This is a genomic window from Neptuniibacter marinus, from assembly GCF_001597725.1.
Classification (GTDB): Bacteria; Pseudomonadota; Gammaproteobacteria; order Pseudomonadales; family Balneatricaceae; genus Neptuniibacter; species Neptuniibacter marinus.
On record NZ_LUTR01000006.1, the window covers coordinates 1 to 26,828 of the forward strand.

Below are 26,828 nucleotides of genomic sequence, written 5' to 3' on the forward strand. Positions count from 1 at the left end.
AGCCAGAGCCAGAGCCAGAGCCAGAGCCAGAGCCAGAGCCAGAGCCAGAGCCAGAGCCAGAGCCAGAGCCAGAGCCAGAGCCACAAGCCGCAGCACGAGCACCGGAACATGCAGGTCTATCGGGTGCGACTAGCAGAGAGATCAACTGTGTCTTGGTGAAAATGCATGGGCTTAATTTGGCAATACCTTTTGATCATATAGAAGGTGCGGTGCATTTAAGTTCAGTAGCGCTGACTTTAGATGGTACTCATGATTGGTGTTTAGGACGTTTTGGTGGTGGCTTATCTGTTGAAACTAATGTTATAGATACTGCATTGTGGCTAATTCCGGAGCGCTACAAGCCGGAAATGGCAAAATACAGTGAGCTGATTATTTTACGAGGACGCCATTGGGCGCTAGCATGTGATGAACTGGTGAAGTCGGTTCGTATACCTGCAGATAAAGTGTCTTGGGCAAGTAGTGATAATCCACGCGCTTGGTTATGGGGAACATATATGGAAGAGCGTTGCGCTATTCTTGATATTCCAGAGCTTATGAAACAGTTTGATCAATCCTTTTGAATTGATAGTTAAAACAATGTTAGGGAAGCAATTAAAGTGTCTTGGTTGAGTATAGCGTCATTGATTGTTGCTATGGGAGCTTCTGCTGCCTGTTTCGTTTTATTTCGCCGTTTGCAGCAGCATGAACGTCGGCATCAAGCCCTTATTAATGTGCTCAGAAATGAGATACAAGCGATGACAAACAGCTCGATTGGTATGGGTCGCCGCTTAATTGGTGTCGAGCAGAAGCTTAATCTTACAGCGGATAAACAGCTAGAATTAGAGAATCGGGATCCAACCGCTTTAGCTTATAATCAAGCTACCCGTTTGATGGAGATGGGGGCTGATGTCGATGATCTCGTGCAGAATTGTGGTATTGGACGTCCAGAGGCTGAGTTAATGGCTCTTTTACATAAAGAGCTACACACTCCCCATCAATCTCTAGGGCGTGATGATTAGGTCCTAGGTTTATTTAATGTTCTGTTGAATTGCTTTGTTTATCATCTCTTGGTTGCCATGTTTTAGGCTGTAGGCAAATGCAATGACTTCAGCTATGGCGCGATACAGTGATTCAGGAATTTCATCTCCTAGTTCTAGCCTAATAAGAACTTCAACTAGCTCTGGGCTTTCGTGAATATGAATGTCGTTTTCTTCGGCTAATTTTATAATTTGTTCGGCAATATCTCCCATCCCTTTGGCAACGATGAGAGGGGCCTTTCCCGCACTTTGGTCATACTTTAGAGCGATGGCCTTCTTACGGTTTGTTTCGGAGTATTGATCGGACTTAGAAAATTTCATGTGTGTAGGTCCACAAGCTGTTTGTGGATAGTCTGTTTTTGTTCTGGCGCTGTTCCTTCGTGCCAGGTTACCTCTGTATTATCAAAACCACATTGGCGTAGGCGTGTAGAGAATTCTTCTGAGCGTTCGCGTAATTTGTCAGCAGTTTCTTTTAACTCACACCAAAATAGGGTGCTGATTTCATGGCCATCAGTTAGCCGTATCTCTGCATCCACTCCACCTTGCTCCTCTAAATCGAAATGTAAGCGTACGCGCCATACGGATATCATCTCTCCAGCTGCGTTGGTGCCTCCTTCTCTACTTAAACGCAACTCTAAATTATCCCACTGCTCCCCATTTTTGATCGGTAGGTCCAGTTGTAGTACACGTTCAAACCCACCATCCGGCATCTCTCGCCACTGCTGTAGGGAGTGGAGTTGTTGGCTGGTTACACGTGAATGTACACCCTGGAGTAACTGTTCTAAACGTTCTTTTTGCTCGGCAGGTAAAGAGTCCGCTAGCTTTTGAAGCTGTTGCAGTTGGCTTTTCATATCTTGAGGTTGCGGTGCTAAGCCTTTGCTTAAATTGTGCTCTGTGGATAACCCACCTAACTCAATGTTTTGTCTGATTTGATATGGCGCTTCTTGGCTTCCAGGTCGAACACCAAATAGCTGTAGCATCGATTGAACCACGCTGCTGATCTGTGTGGCTTGGCTTCCCTGTGCTTGGGCAGCGACTTGAGATAACTGGCTAAAAGCATCCGCTGTGGCTATTTGAGCAGGTAGAGCATTGCGTAAAGTCTCTTGTATTGCTGGTTTTTCTAAAGCGGAAGCGGGTGTGTTTTGTGGTTCTCTTATCTGCAATACTTGAGCTTCATTATTTGAAGTCTTAAATAATTGAAGTTGCGTGCCTTGTGGTAATGGACGGGGGGAAGTTAATTCCATCTTAGTACCGTCTGGCAGGGCGAGAGTTAATATGTGGTGTGATACAGATCCGGCTGAGCGGGTGATGTTATTAGCATTATTGGCAGATTTGGCATCAGAAGGAGCAACCGCTGTTTGTACCTCTTTAGGCGAATTTGGGTTTGTGCTTTTGTTATCTATAGGCAGTGGTGTTACTTGTGGTTCAATTTTACCAGATGTAACACCTACCGGTGGGGCTGTTTGAGTTGCAGTGTTTCCTTGAATAACTTGTTTAGGGCTCGTTGGGGGTGTATTCGTTGGGGTAGTATTTGTTGTGGCAGTATTGACGAGAGTTGATGTAGAGGCGTTTTGTGTTGTATTTGTCGCTACACTTTTTTGTCCTGCTATCTCTACGGTTTGGGTGTTCGCCGATAAGGTTGGTGTTAAGAGGGGCCCGCCGGTTGTTGGTTTAGGTACGCTATTGGCTGTCGTTGTTTGAGTGTTTTGCCCGTTATCGGTGTAAATAGGACGGCTACTAATCACCGCAGCAAGGGTTTTTATATCTACAGGCAGTTTTGCGCTGTTCTCTGGTGTTTGTATATTTAGCTTAAGGAGTTGCTCGTTTAAGCCTTTTTGTTGGGTGTTTGAGTTGGTTGAATTTATGTTTGCTTGATCTTGCTTGCTTGTGGTGTTTGGTTGATTGGGCAGTGTTATCTGAATTTGGCCATCGCTTTGGCGATTTACATTAATTTTCTGGCCGATAGGCAGTGCTTGAAATACTCCCATCTGAATTAATCGGTTGTTGACCTCTAACTTTAAACGAAAAATCTCAGGTTGAGTTTGATCTTTACTTACTGCAACAACAGTTGCGCTGACATTCCGGCCGACTGGCAAAAGCGTATTCAGATTACGGGATGAATCTGAACTAGCTTCGGTTGTTTGTAGCGGAATACCTGACAATTGAGGAAGCAAATTATAACCTATCTAAGTAATGGGCCGTCACATGATGAGCGTTAGGTATCAGAGTACATCTAAATGAGGAAGTGTTTCCAACTTTTAGAAAGCAATACAACAGTGCAGAGCTGTCTGATAATCGTATATAATCACTCGCTTATTAATCGGCCGATTTCAGTAAAAGTATAGTTTAAGGTGAAAATTTGCTCTGAAGTTTGGCTGTAGGTTGTTTATTATTTTGGAGAACGGTTTGAGTACAGCGCTGTTACATGTAGACAAACTTTATTGCGAGCGCGATGACCGTATTCTATTTGAGGATCTTAGCTTTTCAATTAATGCGGGCGAAGTGATCCAGGTCGAAGGGCAAAATGGTAGTGGGAAAACGACTCTTTTAAGAATTTTAAGTGGTCTTTCTAATCATTATGAAGGTGATATTTTTTGGAAAGGCGCTTTACTCTCAACAGTACAAGACGATTTTAGACGCGAAATCTTATATTTTGGACATCACCCAGGTGTTAAGGCCGTTCTAACGCCAGAAGAAAATCTTCATTGGTATGCGGCAATGCATCCATCTATTGATGGTAAAAAGATTGCTATGGCATTGGAGCAAGTAGGCTTAAGAGGGTTTGAAGACTCGCCTTGTCATACATTGTCTGCAGGGCAAAATAGACGGGTCAGTTTAGCTCGGTTGTATCTGACCTCTGCAAAATTGTGGATTTTAGATGAGCCTTTTACTGCAATTGATAAAAAAGGTGTCGCACAGAAAGAACAATTGATCTTGGACCATGCAGCTAATGGTGGATCTGTTATTTTAACAACCCACCATGAATTAGCGATTAGCGAAAAGGTTCGTCGTTTTAATCTTGATGAATTAGCGGGAACTTAATGGGAATAATTGTGACAAATGAAAGCGCTAATTCTGAGGGTAGTTCTGTCTTGAGTCTTTTTGGGGCGGTTTTAAAGCGGGATTTAATGTTGGCCTATCGCAAGAAAAGCGATTTGTTTAACCCATTGATATTTTTTCTAATGGTGGCGACTTTATTCCCTCTCGGTGTAAGTCCTGAGCCAGACTTTCTTGCTCAGATTGCTCCTGGCGTTGTATGGGTCGCCGCATTATTAGCGACGTTACTCTCTATGGAGAGCGTGTTTAAGTCGGATTTTGAGGATGGGACATTAGAGCAAACGCTTTTAAGCCCTCAGCCTTTATTTGTTATTGTATTAGCTAAAGTGTTAGCCCATTGGATGATGAGTGGCTTACCATTAACATTATTAGCACCGTTATTGGCAGTAATGTTGTTTTTGCCTGCAGAGGGTATGTCGGGCTTGATGTTAAGTCTCTTGATAGGTACGCCCACGTTGAGCTTAGTGGGCGCTATTGGTGCTGCGTTAACGGTAGGGTTACGTAAAGGTGGGGTGTTGATCTCGTTGTTGGTTTTACCGCTTTATATTCCTGTACTGATTTTTGGTACGAGCGCGGTTCAAGCAGCGGTTACCGGATTGCCATTGGCAGGTTTCTTTGCTTTGTTGGGGGCTATATTAGCACTAGGTTTGGTTTTGGCACCTTTAGCTATTAGCGCAGCATTACGAATTTCCGTGAGTGGATAAGTTAAGGTTCTTATGAGTGAGAAAAAGAATTGGATGCCTCGTTGGTTCTATCAACTTGCATCACCACGTTGGTCTTATGAAATCATGGGTAAGCTATTACCTGGATTTGCGATAGCCGCATTCCTGCTTCTTATTGCAGGAACCGTTTGGGCGTTGCTGTTTGCACCATCCGATTATCAGCAAGGCAATAGTTTTCGCATAATTTATATTCATGTACCTTCCGCTCTTTTGGCCCAATCGTGCTATATGATGATGGCGATTGCGGGCGCCATTGGTTTGATTTGGAAAATGAAAGTGGCTGATATGGTGGCCAAATCTTGTGCTCCTATAGGTGCCACTATGGCTGTGTTAGCACTAGCAACAGGGGCTATTTGGGGTAAGCCTACCTGGGGATCTTGGTGGGTTTGGGATGCACGTTTAACCTCTATGTTGATTCTTCTTTTTCTTTATTTAGGTGTTATTGCTCTTTATTCAGCTATTGAGAATGAGGCCATGGCTGCAAAATCTGCGGCGGTGTTAGCGTTAGTTGGATTGGTGAATATCCCTATTATTAAATATTCAGTGGACTGGTGGAATACACTCCATCAGCCTGCCACGTTTAAATTAACAGAACGCCCAGCAATGGCCCCAGAGATGTGGCTGCCTTTATTGGTAATGGTAATCGGTTTTTACTGTTTTTTTGCTGTTTCGTTGATGATGAGAACGCGGAACGAAATTCTTGTACGTGAACGTCGTGCAAGTTGGGTAAAAGAATTAGTTGAAAAGCAGTGAGGAAAATTAAGTGAGTTTTGATAGCTTTTCGGATTTCATTGCGATGGGAGGGCACGGTTTTTATGTTTGGCTGAGTTATGCCATCGCATTAGTTGTAGTTGTAATTAATATTGTTAATCCGGCACTACAGAAGAAGAAAATTGTTTCTAATCTTGTACGTCGCCTGCGCAGGGAGAACAAATCTTTATGAACCCTAAACGCAAACAACGTTTGATCATTGTTTTGTTTATTGTATTTGGTGTTGGTATTGCTGTGGGGTTAACTATGTTTGCTCTCAGCCAAAATATTAACTTGTTTTATTCACCTACCCAGATTGCGGCAGGGGAAGCGCCTCATAATACTCGTATTCGCGCCGGTGGTATGGTGGTCGATGGTAGCGTCAATAGAGATCAGCAGAGCCTGAATGTCACGTTTGATATTACTGATTATGATCAAACAGTGACTGTTCATTATAACGGCATTTTGCCTGATCTTTTTCGTGAAGGTCAGGGCATTGTTGCACAAGGTGAACTTGATTCTAATAACGTATTGCAGGCATCAGAAGTGTTAGCTAAGCATGATGAAAACTATATGCCTCCTGAAGTGGCTGAAGCATTAGAGAAAAGTGGCAATATGCCTAAGCCTGAAGCCGAGGTTTATAACAAATGATTCCTGAATTAGGTCAATATGCACTTATTCTTGCTTTATGTATGTCAGCGTTACTGGCGGTTGTCCCTATTCTAGGAACCTATAGTAATAATGCGTTATGGATGGGCTACGCTCGGCCGCTTGCTACAGGGATGTTTGCGTTCTTATTAGTGAGCTTGATTTGCTTAGGTTATGCTTTTGTAACCGATGACTTTTCGGTCGTTTATGTTGCTACCAATTCAAATACGGCATTGCCGATTTATTATAAAGTGAGCGCGATCTGGGGGGGGCACGAAGGGTCTCTTCTACTTTGGGTCTTTATTCTTGGCGGTTGGACTTGGGCGGTTGCACTGAAAAGTGATAATTTGCCTCAGGATATCGTAGCTCGAGTGTTAGGTATAATGGGTATTATTGGGGTTGGTTTTATCCTCTTTACCTTGATGACCTCTAGTCCATTTGAACGTTATTTGCCAGACTACCCTGTGGAAGGTGGTGATCTTAACCCTCTATTACAAGATATTGGTCTGATTATTCATCCGCCTATGCTTTATATGGGTTATGTGGGATTCTCTGTTGCTTTTGCTTTCGCTATAGCTGCGCTATTAAGTGGTCGTTTAGATGCTGCTTGGGCACGTTGGTCCCGACCTTGGACTGTTGTGGCTTGGGCTTTTTTAACTTTAGGTATCGCGTTAGGTAGCTGGTGGGCATATTACGAGCTTGGTTGGGGCGGCTGGTGGTTCTGGGATCCTGTTGAGAATGCATCATTTATGCCTTGGTTAGTGGGCACTGCGCTTATTCATAGCTTGGCTGTAACAGAAAAGCGTGGTGTGTTTAAAAGCTGGACGGTGTTATTAGCTATTTTTGCTTTTTCGCTCAGTTTATTAGGCACGTTTTTGGTTCGTTCGGGGGTTTTGACGTCGGTTCATGCTTTTGCGACAGATCCTGAACGCGGTTACTTTATCTTAGCGTTATTGGCGATCACTATTGGTGGGTCTCTTTTACTTTATGCAATTAAAGCTGCCCATGTAAAAAGTGAATCACGTTTTGAGCTGATTTCCCGAGAAACATTGTTGTTAGGCAATAATATCCTATTGGTTATTGTGGCTTTGATGGTGTTGCTGGGCACGCTTTATCCTTTGTTGATTGATGCATTAGGCAAGGGGAAAATATCCGTAGGACCTCCTTACTTTAATGCTTTATTTGTTCCGTTAATGTCTGCTTTAGTGGTGTTAATGGGCGCAGGTATAGTGTCTCGCTGGAGACAAACTAAAGGCAGCTATATTGCCAAGCAATTACTGATCCCTATGCTGGTTAGTGTTGTCTTAGGTGCCAGTTTTTCTGTTGTCTATGGTGATCAGTTTGATTGGAGTGTGACGCTGGGAATGGTGCTTTCCTTCTGGGTTGTTTGTGTTTCCGTCAAAGATATTTGGAATAAGGTGTCTCATAAGGCTAACCCTTTCAAGGGGTTAAGAAATCTTTCAAGAAGTTATTATGCGATGGTTCTGGCACACATTGGTGTGGCTGTAGCTATTGTCGGGATGACCTTGGTGACGGTTTATAACGAGGAACGTGATTTAAGAATGGCACCTGGTGATACTTTAACCTTTAAACAGTATGAGTTTATCTTTGATGGTGCTCAGGTTGTTCAAGGGCCTAACTATCAGGCCGATCAAGCGCAGATTCGTGTACTTAAAAATGGCGAACCTTATGGTGCTTTACACCCTGAGAAGCGTTTTTATAAAGCGCGTGGCAATGTCATGACTGAAGCAGATATAGATCCAGGTTTAACTAGAGATCTCTATGTCGCATTGGGTGAGCCTTTAGATGGTGGAGCTTGGGCTGTCCGAATTCAGCATAAACCTTTTGTCCGTTGGTTATGGTTAGGTGGGTTGTTGATGACAGCCGGTGGTTTGTTGGCAGCTACAGATCCTCGATATCGTAAACAAGCTAAACGTAAAGTTAAAACTGTTTAATCGTTGGTTAGGGTTTTTATACCTGCGCTGTTTGGAGATTCATTGTGCGTCGATTTATTTTATTTATTCCGCTTGCCATTTTTGTTGGTATGGGGCTGTTTTTATGGAAGGGACTTCAGCTAGATCCTACTGAATTGCCGTCGGCGTTGCTTGATAAGCCACTGCCTGTCTTTGAATTGCCTTCGCTTTTAGATCCGGAGCGCAAAGTTACAGAAGCTGACCTGAAAGGCGAAGTTGCTTTGGTGAATGTGTGGGCGACTTGGTGTCCTTCATGTAAGGCGGAGCATGCGCAATTGAATCGTATTAAGGCAGAAGGTTATAAAGTTATTGGTATCAATTATAAGGATGAGCGTGAAAAAGCGGATACTTGGTTAAAGAAATACCTTAATCCATATGCCCTAAACATTTTTGATGATAAAGGTAGCTTAGGCTTAGATTTGGGGGTTTATGGTGCACCCGAAACTTATGTTATAGATGCTAATGGCATCATTCGATATAAGCATGTGGGTGTTGTAGATCAGCAGGTCTGGGGGACTTTAAAAGCCATTATGGATCAGCTTAAAAGCGATAAGCAGGTATTGTCACAATGAGATATATAGTAGCGCTGATCGTTATTTTTATTCCTCTAAGTGTGTTTGCGGCTATAGATACATTTGAGTTTAAAGATGATGCAACCCGAGATCGTTTTAATGAGTTAACCTTTGAACTGCGTTGCCCTAAGTGTCAGAACCAAAACCTTCAAGATTCTAACTCGCCGATTGCTGCCGACCTTAGAAATGAAGTTTATAAAATGGTTCAGGATGGTAAAGGTAATAATGAAATCAAAGATTTCTTAGTTGCCCGTTATGGGGAGTTTGTTCTTTATAACCCTCCTGTAAATGAGACAACTTACATTTTGTGGTATGGCCCATTTGGCTTAGTCGTCATCGGTATTATTGTTTTAATCGCTGTTTCGAGAAAGCGTAAGCGTAGTGATCAAAAGGATGACTCAGAAACTCACCTTAATAATGACGAGGCAGAAAGGTTGAACGATATTCTAGGTAAAGGTGAGCAAAAATGATCGAGTTATGGGGTGGAATTGCGGTTTTAACGGTAATTGCGGTCGCATTCGTTTTTCTTCCTTTTATTCGTGCTAAGCGCGTTGTAGAGGTTGAATCGGCAGAGAATCGCGGTCAACAGAATATAGAAATATTTCGTGAGCGCTTATCTGAGCTGGAAAATGAAAAGTCTGCTGGCAATCTAGATGAAACTGATTTTGTTACTTTAAAAACGGAATTAGAGAGAAATTTGTTGTCTGATGTGGAAGACGCAGGTTCAAGAGCCGGTAAGTTACAGCTGACAACTCAAACATTAGTGACGGTTACACTGCTCGCTATGTTGATTCCGGTGGCTGGCCTCGGTTTGTACTCTGTCTATGGTCGTTCAGCGGATTTAGATATAGCTTTGCATCAACCTAACGATCCTTTCAATGGGGAAAAACCTACTCTTGAGCAAGCCGTTGCTCAATTAGAGAGAGAGTTGCAGCAAAATCCTGATAATCCTGAAGGGTGGTTTTTACTATCGACTACCTATATGAACCAAGGGCGATACGCAGAAGGAGCGGAAGGTTTTAAAAAGATATTAGAGCTTCTACCGTCTGATGCGCCCCAGTATTCCAGCGTTAATGGTCAATATGCACAAGCATTGTTTTTTGCTGCTGATAGTAAAATAACAGATGAAGTTAGAGCGCAAATTGATAAAACATTAGCTATTGAACCATTGGAAATAACGGCTTTGGGGCTTTTGGGTATCGAAGCCTACGAAAAACAAGATTTCGAAGCGGCCATGGAGTATTGGTTGACGGCCCTACGAAACGCTGAAGGCGCTACAGCGGAATCTCTTCGTTCTGGTGTTCGTAAGGCTCGGGATGAATTGATTGCTCAAGGTAAAAACGTCCCCGATATTCCGGAGCTGCAAATTGCATCTGTGACCTTACAGGTTGATCTAAGCCCAGAGTTCAAAGAGCAAGTAACACCAGAGCAAACGATTTTTGTGTTTGCGAAAGAGATTGGTGGGCGAATACCATTGGCAGCGGTTAAGCTAATGGTGTCTGATCTACCTACTCAGGTAGTATTAGATGATACAATGGCAATGAATCCTCAAGTAACTTTATCATCGGTTGCTGAAGTTGAAGTGTCGGCCAGAATTTCTTTATCAGGTCAGCCGCAAGCTCAAAAGGGTGATTTGTACGGTATTATCTCGCCTGTAGAGGTGAGAGGGGGGGAACTACCATTGATGTTGGTTATCGATAAGGTTGTCGAATAAAACCAGCTCTTTTATAGTTGTATGATTATCGATAATTACAAAAGAAAGGGGCGCGACTAGGCACATGGAAATCGGTCTGCGTGAATGGCTGATTGTTGGCGGAGTAATATTAATCCTGCTGATAATTATAGACGGATGGCGACGCATGCAAAGCGGGCGTAATCGTCTAAAAATGAACATCGATAAAAACTTTGTTGATGCTCCTCCTGTTGAACCGCAGTCGTTTAATCCGGAGTTGCCTGGTGGTGGGGCTCGTCGGGTTTCATTAGACAGCGATCCTCTTTTTTCTGATCACCGGCCTGAACTTGCACCTGATAAGGATGGTGCATTTTCTGCACATACCGAAAATAATTCACCGCTCGATAAAAATGATCCCTGGGATGATAGCTTATCTTTAGATGAAGGGATTGTTAGCCCTGCAAGAAAAGTAGAATCAGAGCCGGTTGATGATATCAGTCTTCCAAATGATTTTATGGAGGAGGGCGTCTCTACTGTTGAAAATGAGTCGTCAGACTTTGGTGCTTCTGATGATGGAATTTTAGGCCCTGCACGAGTGGTACCTGCACCCTCTATTGAACCAGAACCAGAACCAGAACCAGAACCAGAACCAGAACCAGAACCAGAACCACCGTTATTAGTGGTAGATAGAGAACCTTCTGATTATGCAGAGGTCGTATCTGAAGATGAAGACACAGACGCAAATGCTGTCGAGGCTTTTGATGTTGAAAAATTAGAGCAAAAGCCTGAACTTTTTGATGTTATTGACCAATTGGTGGAAGGCATTAAAACTGTTAAGCCAGAGCCAGAGCCAGAGCCAGAGCCAGAGCCAGAGCCAGAGCCAGAGCCAGAGCCAGAGCCAGAGCCAGAGCCAGAGCCAGAGCCAGAGCCAGAGCCAGAGCTGAAGAAAACCGAATGGCAACCTACGCTTATCCCTGAAGTAGCGGAAGAAGAGATTGATTTTGAAAAACCTATCACTGTCCTTATGACAGAGATAGGAGATGAAACTAATTTGGATCACAAAGATGAGCATCAGGAACCGGATGCTTTTCCAGAGCTCGATTTAGCCGGTGTTGAGGATACAACGCCAGTAGAGAGCGATGCTGGCGAACAAGCAACACTGACATTTGAATTTCCCGAAGAGGCACCTGAAGCGCCAACTGATCCGTTTGCGGGTTTAACCTTAGGTTCTGCTTTAGATGATGGTTTAACAGAGCCTTCAGTGACTGAGGATAAGGGTACTTCTGTTAAGAATGAGCCGTCTGTTACTGATGTGCCTCAAACGGAATCTCAACGCGAGAAAGCAGAGCCCATTGAAAAGAGCAGTGCTGAAGAATCCCAACTTGATAAGGATCTTGCGTCAGTAGATCTACCTGAAAAAGAAGGGCCTTGGGAGTCGACTCCTATAGTTGGTCAGCCAGTTAAAGAGGCGCCTTCTAGACGCAAAGTATTAGAAAAAGAGCCGGATCCCGAAAATGTATTAATCATATCGGTTATTGCTAAATCGACAGATCAGTTTGATGGTGTTGTATTACAAAAGATCATCGATGCTTGTGGAATGAGTTTCGGTGAGATGTCTATCTATCATCGTTTTGAAGATGAGGAAGGGCTAAGTGCGGTTCAGTTTAGTATGGCTAATGCTTTACCGCCAGGTACCTTTGATCCTGATGATGCGCAGAGTTTAAGTACTAAGGCCGTGATGTTCTTTATGTCTATGGAAGAACCCCGAGATGTCATGGATGCTTTTGAGTGCATGTTGGCAACAGCAGAGACAGTCGCTAAGCATTTAGGAGGGGAGATGCTCGATGAAAATCGATCGGTCTTGCGGACCCAAACTATGGAACATTATCGCCAGCGTGTACGTGATTTTGAAATGAAAAATCTTAAAAAACGCGGCCGATAAGCCGCGTTTCTTCTTTCTTGAGTCGAGTTTTCATCGTGTCTATTGAGCAGCAGATAAAGCAGTTGCGAGAGCAGCTAAATAATCATAACTATCGCTATTATGTGCTAGATGATCCAGAAGTTCCTGATGCGGAATATGATCGCTTGTTTCAACAGCTCAAATCATTAGAAGCTGAAAATCCTAATTTAATTACTCCTGAATCCCCTACTCAAAGAGTAGGGGGTGCGCCTTTGGCTGCATTTAATCAAGTTAAGCATGAGTTACCTATGCTGTCTTTAGATAATGCGTTTAATGCTGAAGATATGGAGGAATTTAACCGTCGAATTGTTGAGCGATTAAATTACCCCGCTGATACAGAGATTGGCTATGCCTGTGAGCCTAAGTTAGATGGAATCGCCATTAGTTTGCTCTATGAAAACGGTTTGCTTATTAGAGGTTTGACGCGTGGAGACGGCTCAACGGGAGAAGATATCACTCTCAATGTGCGGACTATACCTACAATTCCTCTTAAACTCTCAGGATCTGATTATCCTCAGCGACTAGAAGTACGTGGAGAAATCTACATGCCAAAGGCGGGTTTTAACGCTTTAAATACCCGTGCAGAGCAGCGAGGGGAGAAGCCTTTTGTTAACCCCCGTAATGCAGCCGCTGGCAGTTTACGTCAGTTAAATCCGAGAATAACCGCATCACGCCCTTTAGAGATGTGCAGTTATAGCGTAGGGGTTGTTGAAGGGGGTGAGCTTGCAGATGGCCATGCAGCTATCCTACGTCAGCTAAAAACTTGGGGGTTTAAGTTAAATCCGCTGCTTGAAGAAGTTAAAGGCGTTCAGGGATGTCTAGATTACTACACTCGAGTAGCGGCGTTGCGAGACTCGCTTCCTTATGAGATCGATGGCGTTGTTTTTAAAGTCAATGATTTGGCATTACAGAAAACCTTAGGTTTTGTTTCTCGCGCGCCTCGTTGGGCGATCGCGCATAAGTTTCCTGCCCAAGAAGAGTTGACGGTTGTTCGAGCAATTGAGTTTCAGGTCGGTCGTACAGGTGCTGTGACACCTGTTGCTCGCCTTCAGCCCGTTTTTGTGGGTGGTGTTACAGTTTCTAATGCTACCTTGCACAATATGGATGAAGTTGAGCGCTTAGATGTGCGTGTAGGCGATAGTGTTATTATTCGTCGTGCCGGTGATGTGATTCCTCAGGTGGTTCGTGTGATCGAGGAAAGACGGCCTGATGACACAGTGCCTGTTGCTGCTCCAGAGGCTTGCCCTGTTTGTGGCTCTGATGTTGAACGTCTCGAAGGTGAAGCAGTAGCACGCTGTACCGGTGGGCTGTATTGCGCTGCTCAGCGGAAGGAAGCGTTGAAGCATTTTGCCTCCCGTAAAGCGATGGATATAGATGGCTTAGGTGATAAATTGATTGAGATGTTAGTCGATTTAGATCTGCTCCATAATCCCGCAGGGCTATATCAACTGAAGGTGGAGCAGTTATCAACACTTGAGCGGATGGGACCAAAGTCAGCTGAGAATTTAGTAAAAGCCATAAGTGCGAGTAAAGATACAGAGTTTTCCCGTTTTCTTTATTCGCTAGGTATTCGTGAAGTTGGCGAGGCTACCGCTAGAGCATTAGCAATGCATTTTGGTGATTTAGATCCTTTGATGGCTGCAACTGAAGAGGCGCTATTGGAAGTGTCTGATGTAGGCCCTATTGTTGCGAAACATATTATCGGCTTTTTTGCTGAACCTCATAATCGAGAGGTGATCGCAGATCTACTGGATAAAGAAAAAGCGGGGGTTCATTGGGATCCTATTGAGCCGATGGAACTGGAAGCGCTACCTTTAGCGGGTAAAACATGGGTATTAACTGGTAAGCTTGAACAGATGGGACGCAGTGATGCTAAAAAATATCTACTGGCATTAGGCGCAAAAGTGGCGGGCAGTGTTTCTGCTAAAACGGATTGTGTTGTTGCGGGTCCTGGGGCTGGTTCTAAATTAAAGAAAGCATCTGAATTGGGTATTGAAACAATGGATGAAGAGCAGTTTGTCGCCTTTCTCAAGCAACATGGAGTGGTTGAAGTATGATGATCTCTAAGAAGGCATTATTGACTCTGCCTATTTTAGTGTTTCTATTGAGTGGTTGCTTTGGTGCTTCGACTCAACCTGTACTAATGATTTGTGATGAGCTGGATGATAATGATGAGTGGGTCGAGCCTGCTGTACTGGCTGAGCAGAAATATGGCACGCCTATTTCTCTCTCCTTGGCGCTGCTCGAATTGCCTTTGTCTGATCTGGATAAAAAACATGTAAGGCCACGCAGTGCTGATTGGGAAGAGTATCGTATACGGAGTGAGCACTGGGATGCTTCGCCACAGATCCCTGATGATGCAGTTGATTTTATCGGTTGGTTCACTCAGCAAAGTGTCAAACGAAACCATATTGGCTGGCAAGATGCTGGTGAGCATTATCTTGCATTAAGGTTAGGGCATGGTGGTTATCATCGTTTTGAAGCCGATAAATATCCAGAGCTCGCACAGCAAGCTATAGGTATTCAGCTAAGGGCGCAACGTTGGTCAAATGAGTTACAAGCATGTAAAGGGCAGTGGCAAGGTGAAAGCTGGTTTAACAAGTTAAAACTTTGGTAACTGTGGATAAGTCCTTAATGATCATTCCTTATGAGCAGCTTGAACCCGATACGCTCAATGCTTTAATTGAAGAGTTTGTTAGCCGTGATGGCACTGATTATGGTGATAATGAGATATCCCTGTCAGCTAAAGTGGAGCAAGTTAGAGGTAAGTTGCGTTCAGGTGATGCCGTGATTTTGTTCAGCGAGAGTAAAGGCCTTTGTAATATAGTTCATAAAGATATGTTATGAACTGGGCCGGCCTGTAATAGTTTTTTCTGCTGAGCCTAATCAAAAAGAGGTCGTCAAATGGATCAGCTTGAGCAAACTATTAGCCTTATTGCACTGACAATGGGGGTTGGCTGGGCAAGTGGTATTAATCTTTATGCAACCATATTTATGTTGGGCATGCTCAATAATATGGGGCATATCGCATTGCCTGAAGAGCTACAAGTTGTTTCTGATCCGTTAGTTTTAATGGCTGCGGGTTTTATGTATTTTGTCGAGTTTTTTGCCGATAAGATTCCTGGCGTTGATACGGGTTGGGATGGGCTACATACCTTTATCCGAATACCTGCGGGGGCTGTACTAGCAGCGGGTGCTGTAGGTGATATGTCTGTACCTGTCGAATTAGCAGCAGCCCTTGTCGGTGGGACGTTAGCGGCGGGAAGCCATGCCGCTAAGGCGGGAAGTCGTGTTTTGATAAATACCTCTCCCGAACCTGTAACTAATTGGACTGCGTCTATAAGTGAAGATTTATTAGTGCTGGGTGGTTTATGGGCAGCACTTAATCATCCTATTTTGTTCTTGTTAGGGTTGGTCGTATTTGTCATCTTATTGATTTGGTTGTTGCCAAAACTTTGGCGAGGTATCAAAAAAGTATTCCGCTTTATAGCAGGGTTGTTTGGCGGTGGTAAAGATAAGGAGCAACCGCCTTTAACGTCCTTTCCGACTAAACCCAGCGCTCCAAATGAGCTCCGCTGACCAGGAGCCTTAATAAATCTGTGCGGCAAACAATGCCCACTATCTCATCGTTATTATTTACAACAGGAATAGAGTTTATTTCGTTGTCGATAAAGTTAATGGCAACACTTTGAACTAAGGTTTCAGGTGTTGCAGCGATCAGTTGTTTAGAATAAATGTCACTAATAAGAGTGAGCGAATCGGTTCCCGCCTCGATTAAATCTGTCTTCGATATTAAGCCTAATGGCCGTTTATCCTCTTCGGCAACGACTAAGTGGCTAATCTCTAAGCTGATCATCCTTTTCCATGCGGTACTGACGGTTACATTGGGAGATATTGTATGTACTGGGGATACCATAATTGTTGATACGGTAAGCTGAGCACTTTCGTTCTGGGGTTCAGCTTCTTCAGCATTAGCTGTATATGCAAGGGTGGCTGGATCTTTGTTTTGATTGGGTTTTCCGGGGCCGGGGATAATAAACTTTTCACCATCGGAGTGTAGCCGATCTTCCTTGTCTGCAGTTCGATGTATATGGCGGCTTTTCGATAGAGAGTCGACACCTTGTTTAGGAAAGAGGGCTTCCTTTGGTGTTTGTATGCGATAGCCGTGGTCGTATACATAAAGTGTCATAACCGCTCCACATCTGTGTTTGTTCAAATACTAACCGATCTGTGCTTTTTAGCTTAACATACATGCTCTTTACTTATATCGCCCGTCTTATCAAGTTCTTGATAATAAACCGCGCTGGGTTCACTGCATCTATTAGAGTCTTGGGGAGAGGTAAAGGTTCATTACAGATCATAGACGCTAATAGTTCAGCTGAGATCGGACAAGTAATTAGCCCTTTTGAGCCATGGCCGGTATTTAAGTATAGATTAGGGTGATGGTTAGCAGTGCAGCCGTCAAAACGCCAATTTTTATCTTTTCTCAGACGACCGAAGGTTTCAACAAAATCGCTATAGATTGGCGCTGGACCAACAACGGGCATGTAGTCTGGTGTGCTACAGCGAAAGGCTGTTCTTCCTGTGAGCAGCTCATTTTTACCGATAAGCGCGTTATGAAATTCTGGTAGAGCATCCTTCAGTTTTTCTAGATTCCTATTATGGTCGTATTGAGTAACGTCACGTTGTTTGCCCTTCAGATCGAATGTAGCGCCAAAGCAATATTTTCCTCCCTGTGCTGGAGAGATATAGCCTTCGCCACAAACAACCGTCCTTAGTTGCGGTAAATCTGCACTATCTTCAGTAATTGATACTTGTCCGCGAATAGCTTTTAACGGCAGATGTTCAGTTTGTTTAAATTGATTAGCTAATTCCGCATTGCAGATAATTAAGTGAGAGCAATGTAAGTGCTTACTATTGTTGGTGGTTAGATTCCATAAGTGATCGACCTGTTCGATATTTGTTATATCGTGTTGCTCAATAGAGATATTAGGGTGGGCGGCTAATAGATGACAGAAGTCTACAGGTGACACCCAGCCTGCTGTAGGAAAAAATAAACCGCTACTGGATACAACAGAACCACTAATCTCCGATAATTCGATGTCTGATTTATGTTGTACTAGGGAATCAGGATAATGGCCGTTATCAATTAATTCCTGTTGTCGTTTATTTTCGTTTTCTTTAGTCGCTAGTTGCGCTACGCCACACTGAGACCAAAAGGATTGCTCGGGGTCTTTCCGTTTAAGTAGATTAACCGTATGTAAAAAACCGGTTAGATGCAGTTCGCCTTGTTTCGTAGGGCTGACAGGTAGCTTGGCATAAAGCGCCCCTTGCCGATTACCCGATCCTGCTGTTGCTAAATGCTGCTCTTTCTCAATGAGTCTTACCTTAATCCCTCTCTGTGCAAGAGAGTAGGCAGAGGAGCAGCCAGAAAGCCCCCCGCCAATAATAGTAACTTCAGTCGGCTGTTCAGGTTTAGGGATTGAAAACCAAGGTTTTGTATCGACTTGAGGAGCGTTGTTTTTGATAAAAGTGCCTAAACACATTTCACGCTTTTTCCCAAATCCAGGTTGTTTTTTTACCTCAAAACCTACCGCTTTTAACCCTCTTCTGACAATGCCGGCGGAGGTGAAGGTTGAGAAGGTTGTGCCGGGTTTGCTTAAACGTGCAATTTCTCGAAAAAGTTCGGGGCTCCACATATCGGGGTTTTTCGATGGTGAAAACCCATCTAAATACCAGGCATCAATAGAGGCTTCGAGTTGTTTATAGCTATCTAAAGCATCTCCAAAAATCAGAGTTAATGTGATTCGTTCATCAGGAAAGGAAAGTCGATGGAAGCCTTGGCATGCTAAGGGGTATTGGTTTAATAGCTTTGATGATAAAGGTTCAAAGTCTTTCCATTGATGAAGGGCGCGTTTTAAATCGTTATGGCTTAGTGGTTGCTTTTCCACGGAGATAAAATGAAGTTGTTGTCCATTAGAGCTTTTATTCAACCATTGCTGCGCAGTAAGTAGAAAATTTAGCCCCGTTCCAAACCCTGTTTCAGCGATGGTGAGTAGCTTCTGCTTTGAGCTGATGCGTGCCGGTATTTGATTGGCATTGACGTAAACATACAAGCTATCTTCATGGCTTTGTTCTGTGTTGAAGTAGAAATCATCAAAGCCTGTTGAATAAGGGGTGTCGTTTTTCCAAAAGATGTCAGCGCAAGTAATCACAATCGTAAGTTTAGGCTATAGGTAGTTATTAGGTTTGGGTGGCTGAATATGCCGTATTTATACTGTAAGTCTAGAGGTTAGTAGGGCTATAAGCTACAATTTGCTCTCGGATAGTTACAGTGTGTTTTATGGGATTGAGATAATTTATTTTATTGGTTAATTATCTCGTTACTTACCAAATAGACTGCGATTGAATTCTTTCCGTTTTAAGGTCGAATTGCAAAATTCCAAAATAATTCTTCTTACTGTAGGTCGATAATGAAAGAGCTTAAAGATATCAAATTGGCGGTTATTGGACTGGGCTATGTCGGATTGCCTTTAGCTGTAGAGTTTGGTAAGTACAGGGATGTTATCGGTTTTGATATTAATAAAGCAAGAGTTACAGAGCTAGAAAATGGACATGATTCTACATTAGAAGTAGAGGATGAAATGCTTAGGTTAGCAAGTCGTCTTTCTTATTCATCGGATGTGCCCGCGCTTAAAGAGTGTAATACCTATATAGTTACTGTTCCAACGCCAATCGATGATGCTAACGCACCTGATTTGTCTCCTCTAGAAAAAGCCTCAGAAATGTTAGGCGCTGTGATCAAGCAAGGTGATCTCGTGATCTTTGAATCTACGGTTTACCCCGGTGCAACAGAGGAAATTTGCGTCCCTATTATTGAGAGAAGCTCAGGATTAGTTTTTAACCACGGTTTTTTTGTTGGTTATAGCCCAGAGCGTATAAATCCTGGTGATAAAGTTAATACGCTGACTAAAATTTTAAAAATCACCTCCGGTTCTACACCTGAAATAGCAGATCTCGTTGATGATCTATATGACAGTATCATTACGGCTGGAACCCATAAAGCAAGCTCTATAAAAGTCGCTGAAGCGGCTAAAGTCATCGAAAATACTCAGCGTGATTTGAATATAGCGATCATTAACGAGTTTGCGAAAATATTTAATCGCTTGGATATTGATACTCAAGAGGTGCTAAACGCTGCTGGTACTAAATGGAACTTTTTACCTTTCAAACCAGGTTTGGTGGGAGGGCACTGTATAAGTGTTGACCCCTACTATTTAACCTATAAAGCTAAAGAGGTTGGTTATCAACCAGAAGTTATTTTAGCTGGGCGAAGAATTAATGACGGTATGGGAGCTTATGTTGCGACTGAGTTAGTTAAGGCCGTTAGTAAGAAAAAGATTCATATCGATGAGGCGCGAGTGTTAGTGCTTGGATTTACATTTAAAGGCGATTGCCCTGATGTACGTAACACTAAAATTATCGATATGATTAATGAACTGAAAAGTTTCAATATGCAAGTTGATGTCTATGATGATTGGGCTGATGCGGATGAGGTTAAACATGAATACGGTGTGGAATTAACTGCCACACTTGATAACGGTGTATACGATGCGATTGTTTTGGCTGTTGATCATCAGGAATTTAAATTGTGGGGTGAGGAAAAAATTCGAGCACTCGGCAAGAAAAATCATGTTCTTTATGATGTGAAATATGTGTTGCCAATTGGTTGTTCAGATTTACGTTTGTAATTACGATCTACAAAGAGGTAGTGATGAAAAGATTTGGATTAATTGGCGCAGCAGGTTATATCGCTCCTCGCCATCTTAAAGCTATTAAAGAAACAGGTAACGAGCTTGTCGTTGCAATGGATGTAAATGATTCAGTGGGGATAATGGATAGTCATTTCCCTGAGGCTGAGTTTTTTACTGAGTTTGAGCAGTTTTCAGGATTTGTAGAAGATTTAAAACTACAAGGAGAGGGTTTAGATTATATTACCGTTTGTTCTCCTAACTATCTTCATTTGCCTCATATGAAGTTTGCGTTGCAAAACGGTATTGATGTTATTTGTGAAAAACCATTAGTTTTAAATACGTCAGATCTGTCTGTGTTGCATCGATATGAAAAGGAATATGGAGCAAAAGTAAATTCCATTCTACAGCTTCGGTTGCACCCCTCCATTATAGCGCTTAAAGAAAAAGTAAATGCCGCGCCTGCTGATAAAGTGTTTGATGTCGATCTTACTTACCTTACATCTCGCGGTAAGTGGTACTTAAAATCTTGGAAAGGATTTGATGAAAAATCAGGTGGTGTTGCAACAAATATAGGGGTGCATTTTTACGACATGCTGCACTTTATTTTTGGGGATATTAAGCATAACGAAGTGCATTACCGTGATGAAAAAACATCGTCAGGTTTTTTGCAGTATGAACGTGCAAATGTGCGCTGGTTTTTATCAATAGATGCCAATCATCTACCGGAAAATGCCGTGCAAGGTGAAAAGCTCACATATCGTAGTATTGATGTAGAAGGTGAAGAGCTAGAATTTTCTGGAGGTTTTACCGATCTTCATACACAAAGTTATGATCGGATTTTATCAGGTCAAGGTTATGGGGTGGAGGATAACCGTGCAGCTATTCAGACTGTTGATGTGATGCGTAAATCCCCGATAGTCGAAAACCCCACCGCACCGCATCCTTTATTATCAAAGGTTAAGTAGCATGACTTTTTATCAGCATGATAGCGCTATTGTAGATGATGGAGCTCAAATAGGTGATGAGTCTCGTGTTTGGCACTTTGTACATGTCTGCGGGGGCGCCAAAATAGGCAAGGGAGTATCCCTAGGCCAAAATGTATTTGTGGGTAATAAAGTTACTATTGGTGATAAATGTAAGATACAAAATAATGTATCTGTCTACGATAATGTACACCTTGAAGAAGGCGTATTTTGTGGCCCTAGTATGGTTTTTACCAATGTTTATAATCCTCGTTCGTTAATTGAGCGCAAAGATGAGTATCGAGATACGTTGGTAAAAAAAGGGGCAACCTTAGGCGCTAATTGTACCATTGTGTGTGGGGTAATCATTGGTGAATTCGCATTTGTAGGCGCGGGTGCTGTGGTGAATAAAGATGTACCGGCTTATGCGCTTATGGTGGGGGTGCCAGCGAAGCAAGTCGGTTGGATGAGCGAATATGGAGAACAGTTGGATTTACCTATATCAGGTCATGGTGAGGCTGTTTGTGCTCAAACTGGTGATAAATATCATTTAGATGGTATTGTCTTGCAGAAGGGTGCTAGGTAATGGAGTTTATAGATCTTGCAGCCCAACAGGCTTTAATAAAAGAACAGATTGATTCTGCTATTCAAAGGGTTTTAGTACATGGTAAATATATTCTAGGACCCGAAGTTGGTGAGCTTGAAGAACGTTTAGCTGATTTTGTGGGGGTTAAACACTGTATTACCTGTGCTAATGGGACTGATGCATTGCAAATTGCTCAGATGGCGCTAGGAGTTAGGCCGGGAGATGAGGTGATAACGCCTGGGTTTACCTATATAGCAACAGCTGAAACAGTTGCTATATTAGGGGCTAAGCCTGTTTATGTTGATATAGATCCGCGTACTTATAACCTTGATCCTCAGAAATTAGAGCAAGCTATAACGGCCAAGACAAAAGCAATCATTCCCGTCTCGTTATATGGCCAGTGTGCAGATTTTGATGCCATTAATAGTATTGCGAATAAATACAATATCCCTGTCATTGAAGATGGCGCTCAAAGCTTTGGTGCTACATATAAAGGCCGCAAATCAGGATGCTTATCAACAATAGCTACAACCTCATTTTTCCCCAGTAAACCATTGGGTTGTTACGGTGATGGAGGAGCGATGTTTACTGATGATGATGAGCTTGCCATTGTGTTAAGGCAGATTGCTCGTCATGGCCAAGACCGCCGCTATCATCATGTTAGAGTTGGAATGAATAGTCGTTTAGATACAATTCAAGCGGCCATTTTGCTGCAAAAACTTGATATTTTTCCTGAAGAAATCAATTTAAGAAATAAGGCTGCGGATTGTTACAACCGATTACTAAAAGAGGCTGGAATAACGAATACGCCCTATATTGAACCATACAATAAAAGTGTTTGGGCACAATATACAGTTAAAGTTGAGAAGCGAGAGGAACTCCAGAAGAACTTGCATTCTTTAGGAATTCCTACTGCAATTCATTATCCTATTCCCTTGAATAAGCAGCCTGCTGTTGCGGACGAAACCGTTAAGCTGCCTCATGGTGATCAGGTATCAAATGAAGTAATGAGCTTGCCAATGCACCCGTATTTAAGTTTTGAAAGTCAAGAACAAGTTATAAAGGCACTTGCTGCACTGTAAATAATTGGAGATGAAATGAATAGTTTGACAAAAGCTAAAGTACTCGTAACAGGTGGTGCTGGATTTATAGGTAGTCATGTTGTTGGCGAATTGCTAAAAACCGATGTGGGTGAAGTTGTTATTTACGATAACTTAGCTCGAGGGGAGCAATCTTACGTTGAGGAATATTTGAAGGATAAACGTTGCTCTTTAGTCAAAGCAGATCTACGTGAAATAGATGTATTAAATCACTCAATGGTTGGTTGTGATTATGTTATTCATTTAGCTGCTATGTGGTTGTTGCATTGTAAAGATTTCCCAAGAACTGCTTTCGATGTAAATATTGAAGGTACATTCAATGTGCTTGAGGCATGTGTAAAGAATGATGTTAAGCGCCTTGTGTATTCATCATCTGCTTCAGTGTACGGTGATGCAGTTGAAGTCCCGATGACAGAAGATCATCCTTTTAATAACCGTAATTTCTATGGCGCTAGTAAAATTGCTTGTGAGTCAATGTGTAGAGCATTCTTTGACCGATATGGATTAGATTATGTTGGCCTTCGCTATATGAATGTTTATGGGCCTCATCAGGATCAGACTGCTGCATATACTGGTGTTGTACCAATAATGCTTAATAAAATTGATGCAAATGAGTCTCCAGTTATTAATGGTGATGGTACTCAGGCATATGATTTTATTTATGTTGAAGATGTTGCAAGGTGTAATGTATTGGCATTACAGGCATCCTCAGCGGATGAATTTTACAATGTTGGTTCTGGAGTTCAGACTAGTATTAAGGAGCTTTGTAACCTTATTTTAGAGCTCAAAGAATCAGATCTCACAGTGAGTTATAACCCTTATAGTGAGGATGATGCGAGGCGTATGGTGCAAAATCGTATAGGTTGCCCAAAGAAGGCTGACTCAGAACTTGGTTTCAAATACACCTATAGTTTGAAAGAAGGATTACTGAAATTAATTCAATGGCGTGAAGAAAACAATGGGTGATATTAAAAGCCATATGGATATTCCAATAGCACGAACTAATTTGCTGGATAATGAAATTCAAAGTGTATTAGAACCATTAAAGAATGGCTGGTTAGTTCAGGGCCCCAAAACAAAAGAGTTTGAAGATAAGTGGTCTGTTTTTACCGGTGCGAAGCATTCGATTGCGGTAACCTCATGTACAACTGGTCTTCACCTCTCCCTAGCAGCATCAGGCTTCGGTCCGGGCGATGAGGCAATTGTTCCTGCATTTACTTGGATAGCTACTGCTAATATTGTTGAGCATTTAGGTGGGAAAGTGGTTTTCTGTGATATTGATTCTGAAACATTCAATATCGATCTATCGAAAGTGGAAAGTTTGATTACAGAAAATACTAAGGCAATTTTACCCGTGCACCTCTTTGGTCTAGCTGCTGATATGGATGCTGTAAATCAGATTGCAGAGAAAAACAATCTGTTTGTGGTTGAGGATGCCGCCTGTGGTTTCGGGAGTTATTACAATGGGAAACATGTCGGAACATTAGGGCATACAGGAGCTTTTAGTTTTCACCCCCGTAAGGCTATCACAACAGGTGAAGGGGGGATGATTACAACCAACGATGATGAATTAGCAAGGAAAATTCGTCGTTTACGTGATCATGGTGCAGAAATGACTGACCTTCAGCGTCATTTGGGTGCAAGGCCTTATTTACTAGCAGATCACCCAGATGCTGGTTATAACCAAAGGATGACAGATATTCAGGGGGCTTTGGGGTCGGCGCAAATGGATAGAGCGGATGACATCGTTGCAGAGCGTCAAAGATTAGCTGAACGATATGATAGTGCATTTGCTGATTTAGAATGGTTAAAGGTGCCAGTGCATATGGACGGCTATGTTCATGGTTACCAAAGCTACCCATGCATATTTTGTCCTAAGGTTCTTACGGTAGATAATGCTGGACATATTAATAAGATGCGTAATGAATGGATGGATTGTTTGCAAAAAGTTGGTATATCAACAAGGCCTGCTACTCATGCGGTGCATATGCTGACGTTCTATAGAGAAAAATATGGTCTAGCCAAAACTGATTTTCCTAATGCATTCATTGCGAATGATTGTAGCATTTCCTTGCCTTTATTTCATGGAATGACTGATGAAGAACAGGATTATGTTATACAGCATGTAAGGGAAAGCTTTCAGTAATGTGTGGGGTTGCCGGTATTGTTAATTTGACACAGGACGCTGTGTCTCCTGTGGTCCTTAAAAAAATGACCGACGCTATTGCTCACCGCGGGCCTGATGGTGAAGGACAATGGATTGAGAACAACGTAGGATTAGGTCATCGCAGGTTAGCTATATTAGATTTGAGCCCTTCCGGTCATCAGCCTATGGCGTCTCAGAATCAGAGATATGTTCTGAGTTATAATGGAGAAGTTTATAATTTTCGTGAGTTAAGAGCGGAATTAGAATCACTCGGCTACCAGTTTCGTTCTCAAACGGATAGTGAGGTTGTATTAAACGCTCTTGCTGAATGGGGTGTTTCAGCGTTAAGTCGGTTTAACGGTATGTTTGGTTTGGCTCTATGGGATAGACAAGAGAAAACTATGTTGCTAGCTCGAGATAGGTATGGTGTTAAGCCTCTATATTACTCGATGCAAGGTAATAAACTGTTATTTGGCTCAGAGCAAAAAGCAATACTAGCAATCCCAAGCTTCAAGCGAGAAGTAGATAAAGAGGCTTTGCTCGAGTACTTTACTTTTCAAAATATTTTTACAGATAAAACGCTTGTTGATGGAGTCAAAATTCTATCTGCCGGACATTATGCTATTCTTGATCTGAAGAAAATTAAACCGGTTCTTAACATTACCCAATATTGGGATTTTGACTTTAAAGAACCCACTACTAAGTCTGATGATGAAGAATATCGTCAAGAATTAGATCGATTATTCAAACAAGCAGTCAATCGACAACTAGTGACAGATGTGGAATTAGGCTGTTACCTTAGTGGTGGAATGGATTCAGGGTCCATTACTGCTGTTGCGTCTCAGTCATACCCATATATGAAAACTTTTACCTGCGGCTTTGATTTAAATTCTGCCTCAGGATTGGAGTTGGCATATGATGAACGTGCTAAAGCAGAATACATGTCTTACTTTTTTAAGACTGAACACTATGAAATGGTATTGAAATCCGGTGATATGGAAAGGGCTTTGCCTTCATTGACGTATCACTTGGAAGAACCTCGTGTTGGGCAAAGTTATCCAAATTACTATGCAGCAAAATTGGCCTCAAAGTTTGGAAAGGTAGTGTTATCGGGAACCGGTGGCGATGAACTGTTTGGGGGGTATCCGTGGCGATATTATCGAGCGGTGGTTAATGATGACTTTGATCATTATATAGATAAGTATTACCAGTTTTGGCAAAGGCTTATACCTAATAGTCAAATCAAGGAAGTATTTGCGCCTATATGGGATGATGTAAAGCATGTTTGGACTCGAGATATCTTTAAAGATGTTTTCAAACATCATGCAGAAAAATTATATACACCAGAGGACTACATTAATCATTCACTTTACTTCGAAGCGAAAACTTTTCTTCATGGATTGCTTGTGGTCGAAGATAAGCTGAGTATGGCGCATAGTCTTGAGAGCAGAGTTCCTTTTCTCGATAATGATCTTGTAAATTTTGCCATGCAATGTCCGGTTCACCTAAAATTGAATAACCTGTCTGATGTTGTTCGAATTAATGAGAATGAGATTGGAAATAAAACGAATAAATATTATCAAAAAACAAAAGATGGCAAGCAGATATTACGGGATAGTATGAGACAATATATCCCTGATGATATTTCTAAAGCTGAAAAACAAGGGTTTTCAGCACCGGATGCAAGTTGGTTTAAAGGTGAAAGTATTGATTATGTTAAAGATAAGTTACTGAATAAAAATGCAAGAATATATGATTATATGGATCCACAAGTTGCACAGTCGTTAATCAATGAACATATAAATGGTAAGGCAAACAGACGATTACTGATTTGGTCTTTGTTAAATGTAGAAGAGTGGTGTAATCAGTTTTTATAGGCCCTTGGTGGTGAGTAGGGTTAGATGATCATA

Annotated in this window: 27 protein-coding genes; 23 read left to right on the plus strand and 4 right to left on the minus strand. The window is 42.3% G+C overall.

Features of this window, described 5'->3' with window-relative positions:
* Together A3774_RS06505 and A3774_RS06510 are read left to right on the plus strand one after the other, a co-directional pair.
* Window positions 1–560 (plus strand): chemotaxis protein CheW (locus A3774_RS06505; protein WP_331709316.1); only part of this gene is annotated, 560 nt, incomplete at its 5' end.
* Window positions 561–596: 36 nt separating this feature from the next.
* On the plus strand, window positions 597–998 hold the full coding sequence (locus A3774_RS06510; protein ID WP_231867957.1) for a DUF2802 domain-containing protein: 402 nt from the start codon (window positions 597–599) through the stop codon (window positions 996–998).
* 9 nt (window positions 999–1,007) lie between these two features.
* Here A3774_RS06510 and A3774_RS06515 read toward each other — a convergent pair whose 3' ends face one another.
* Window positions 1,008–1,337, minus strand: coding sequence for an EscU/YscU/HrcU family type III secretion system export apparatus switch protein (locus A3774_RS06515; protein ID WP_067865005.1), 330 nt, complete (start codon window positions 1,335–1,337; stop codon window positions 1,008–1,010).
* Complete coding sequence (locus tag A3774_RS06520; RefSeq protein ID WP_067865008.1) at window positions 1,334–3,190, minus strand: flagellar hook-length control protein FliK; 1,857 nt, start codon at window positions 3,188–3,190, stop codon at window positions 1,334–1,336. The genes A3774_RS06515 and A3774_RS06520 overlap by 4 nt, the downstream gene beginning before the upstream one ends.
* Before the next feature lie 232 nt (window positions 3,191–3,422).
* On the opposite strand from A3774_RS06520, the gene ccmA reads away from it, so the two are divergent.
* The 14 genes from ccmA (at window position 3,423) to A3774_RS06590 (ending at window position 15,949) form a co-directional block, all read left to right on the plus strand.
* Window positions 3,423–4,058 (plus strand): cytochrome c biogenesis heme-transporting ATPase CcmA, encoded by a 636-nt coding sequence (gene ccmA, locus A3774_RS06525; RefSeq protein WP_067865365.1) that lies wholly within the window; start codon window positions 3,423–3,425, stop codon window positions 4,056–4,058.
* The gene (gene ccmB / locus A3774_RS06530) at window positions 4,058–4,777 is read left to right on the plus strand and encodes a heme exporter protein CcmB (protein WP_067865012.1); all 720 of its coding nucleotides are present in this window, start codon (window positions 4,058–4,060) and stop codon (window positions 4,775–4,777) included. The genes ccmA and ccmB overlap by 1 nt, the downstream gene beginning before the upstream one ends.
* Window positions 4,778–4,789: 12 nt before the next feature.
* Window positions 4,790–5,548 (plus strand): heme ABC transporter permease, encoded by a 759-nt coding sequence (locus tag A3774_RS06535; RefSeq protein WP_067865015.1) that lies wholly within the window; start codon window positions 4,790–4,792, stop codon window positions 5,546–5,548.
* Between the two features lie 10 nt (window positions 5,549–5,558).
* On the plus strand, window positions 5,559–5,738 hold the full coding sequence (gene ccmD / locus A3774_RS06540; protein WP_067865018.1) for a heme exporter protein CcmD: 180 nt from the start codon (window positions 5,559–5,561) through the stop codon (window positions 5,736–5,738).
* Window positions 5,735–6,196, plus strand: coding sequence for a cytochrome c maturation protein CcmE (gene ccmE / locus A3774_RS06545; protein WP_067865021.1), 462 nt, complete (start codon window positions 5,735–5,737; stop codon window positions 6,194–6,196). The genes ccmD and ccmE overlap by 4 nt, the downstream gene beginning before the upstream one ends.
* Complete coding sequence (locus A3774_RS06550; protein ID WP_067865023.1) at window positions 6,193–8,148, plus strand: heme lyase CcmF/NrfE family subunit; 1,956 nt, start codon at window positions 6,193–6,195, stop codon at window positions 8,146–8,148. The genes ccmE and A3774_RS06550 overlap by 4 nt, the downstream gene beginning before the upstream one ends.
* Before the next feature lie 44 nt (window positions 8,149–8,192).
* Window positions 8,193–8,738, plus strand: a complete 546-nt coding sequence (locus A3774_RS06555) for a DsbE family thiol:disulfide interchange protein (protein ID WP_067865026.1) — start codon at window positions 8,193–8,195, stop codon at window positions 8,736–8,738.
* Window positions 8,735–9,208 (plus strand): cytochrome c-type biogenesis protein, encoded by a 474-nt coding sequence (locus A3774_RS06560; RefSeq protein WP_067865028.1) that lies wholly within the window; start codon window positions 8,735–8,737, stop codon window positions 9,206–9,208. The genes A3774_RS06555 and A3774_RS06560 overlap by 4 nt, the downstream gene beginning before the upstream one ends.
* Complete coding sequence (ccmI, locus tag A3774_RS06565; protein WP_067865036.1) at window positions 9,205–10,452, plus strand: c-type cytochrome biogenesis protein CcmI; 1,248 nt, start codon at window positions 9,205–9,207, stop codon at window positions 10,450–10,452. Before A3774_RS06560 ends, ccmI begins: the two co-directional genes overlap by 4 nt.
* Window positions 10,453–10,516: 64 nt before the next feature.
* Window positions 10,517–12,352 (plus strand): cell division protein ZipA, encoded by a 1,836-nt coding sequence (zipA, locus tag A3774_RS16595; protein ID WP_067865039.1) that lies wholly within the window; start codon window positions 10,517–10,519, stop codon window positions 12,350–12,352.
* Between the two features lie 35 nt (window positions 12,353–12,387).
* Complete coding sequence (ligA, locus tag A3774_RS06575) at window positions 12,388–14,427, plus strand: NAD-dependent DNA ligase LigA (RefSeq protein WP_082792377.1); 2,040 nt, start codon at window positions 12,388–12,390, stop codon at window positions 14,425–14,427.
* The gene (locus A3774_RS06580; RefSeq protein ID WP_067865053.1) at window positions 14,424–14,987 is read left to right on the plus strand and encodes a transglycosylase SLT domain-containing protein; all 564 of its coding nucleotides are present in this window, start codon (window positions 14,424–14,426) and stop codon (window positions 14,985–14,987) included. The genes ligA and A3774_RS06580 overlap by 4 nt, the downstream gene beginning before the upstream one ends.
* Before the next feature lie 17 nt (window positions 14,988–15,004).
* The gene (locus A3774_RS06585; RefSeq protein WP_067865067.1) at window positions 15,005–15,217 is read left to right on the plus strand and encodes a YheU family protein; all 213 of its coding nucleotides are present in this window, start codon (window positions 15,005–15,007) and stop codon (window positions 15,215–15,217) included.
* A gap of 57 nt (window positions 15,218–15,274) precedes the next feature.
* Window positions 15,275–15,949: a DUF4126 domain-containing protein gene (locus A3774_RS06590; protein ID WP_067865069.1), complete on the plus strand. Its 675-nt coding sequence runs from the start codon at window positions 15,275–15,277 to the stop codon at window positions 15,947–15,949.
* On the opposite strand, the gene A3774_RS06595 is transcribed toward A3774_RS06590, so the two are convergent.
* Entirely contained in the window at window positions 15,918–16,559 is a 642-nt protein-coding gene (locus A3774_RS06595) for a CBS domain-containing protein (protein ID WP_067865071.1), read from the minus strand. The two genes, A3774_RS06590 and A3774_RS06595, sit on opposite strands and share 32 nt — an antisense overlap.
* A gap of 73 nt (window positions 16,560–16,632) precedes the next feature.
* Complete coding sequence (gene mnmC, locus A3774_RS06600) at window positions 16,633–18,585, minus strand: bifunctional tRNA (5-methylaminomethyl-2-thiouridine)(34)-methyltransferase MnmD/FAD-dependent 5-carboxymethylaminomethyl-2-thiouridine(34) oxidoreductase MnmC (RefSeq protein ID WP_197468021.1); 1,953 nt, start codon at window positions 18,583–18,585, stop codon at window positions 16,633–16,635.
* 258 nt (window positions 18,586–18,843) lie between these two features.
* On the opposite strand from mnmC, the gene tviB reads away from it, so the two are divergent.
* The 7 genes from tviB to asnB are packed head-to-tail and all read left to right on the plus strand — an operon-like array spanning window position 18,844 to window position 26,795.
* Window positions 18,844–20,121 (plus strand): Vi polysaccharide biosynthesis UDP-N-acetylglucosamine C-6 dehydrogenase TviB, encoded by a 1,278-nt coding sequence (tviB, locus tag A3774_RS06605; RefSeq protein ID WP_067865077.1) that lies wholly within the window; start codon window positions 18,844–18,846, stop codon window positions 20,119–20,121.
* Window positions 20,122–20,144: 23 nt separating this feature from the next.
* Window positions 20,145–21,089: a Gfo/Idh/MocA family protein gene (locus tag A3774_RS06610; protein ID WP_067865080.1), complete on the plus strand. Its 945-nt coding sequence runs from the start codon at window positions 20,145–20,147 to the stop codon at window positions 21,087–21,089.
* A 1-nt stretch (window position 21,090) separates the two neighbouring features.
* A complete protein-coding gene (gene wbpD, locus A3774_RS06615) occupies window positions 21,091–21,672 on the plus strand; it encodes a UDP-2-acetamido-3-amino-2,3-dideoxy-D-glucuronate N-acetyltransferase (RefSeq protein ID WP_067865082.1) in 582 nt (193 codons plus the stop codon).
* Complete coding sequence (locus tag A3774_RS06620; RefSeq protein ID WP_067865084.1) at window positions 21,672–22,754, plus strand: DegT/DnrJ/EryC1/StrS family aminotransferase; 1,083 nt, start codon at window positions 21,672–21,674, stop codon at window positions 22,752–22,754. Before wbpD ends, A3774_RS06620 begins: the two co-directional genes overlap by 1 nt.
* A gap of 15 nt (window positions 22,755–22,769) precedes the next feature.
* Window positions 22,770–23,738, plus strand: coding sequence for an NAD-dependent epimerase/dehydratase family protein (locus tag A3774_RS06625; RefSeq protein ID WP_067865086.1), 969 nt, complete (start codon window positions 22,770–22,772; stop codon window positions 23,736–23,738).
* Window positions 23,731–24,918 carry a DegT/DnrJ/EryC1/StrS family aminotransferase gene (locus A3774_RS06630; protein WP_197468022.1) on the plus strand — a complete coding sequence of 396 codons (1,188 nt, stop codon included), beginning with the start codon at window positions 23,731–23,733 and terminating at the stop codon, window positions 24,916–24,918. Before A3774_RS06625 ends, A3774_RS06630 begins: the two co-directional genes overlap by 8 nt.
* Entirely contained in the window at window positions 24,918–26,795 is a 1,878-nt protein-coding gene (asnB, locus tag A3774_RS06635) for an asparagine synthase (glutamine-hydrolyzing) (protein WP_067865088.1), read from the plus strand. The genes A3774_RS06630 and asnB overlap by 1 nt, the downstream gene beginning before the upstream one ends.
* Window positions 26,796–26,828 lie beyond the last annotated feature (33 nt).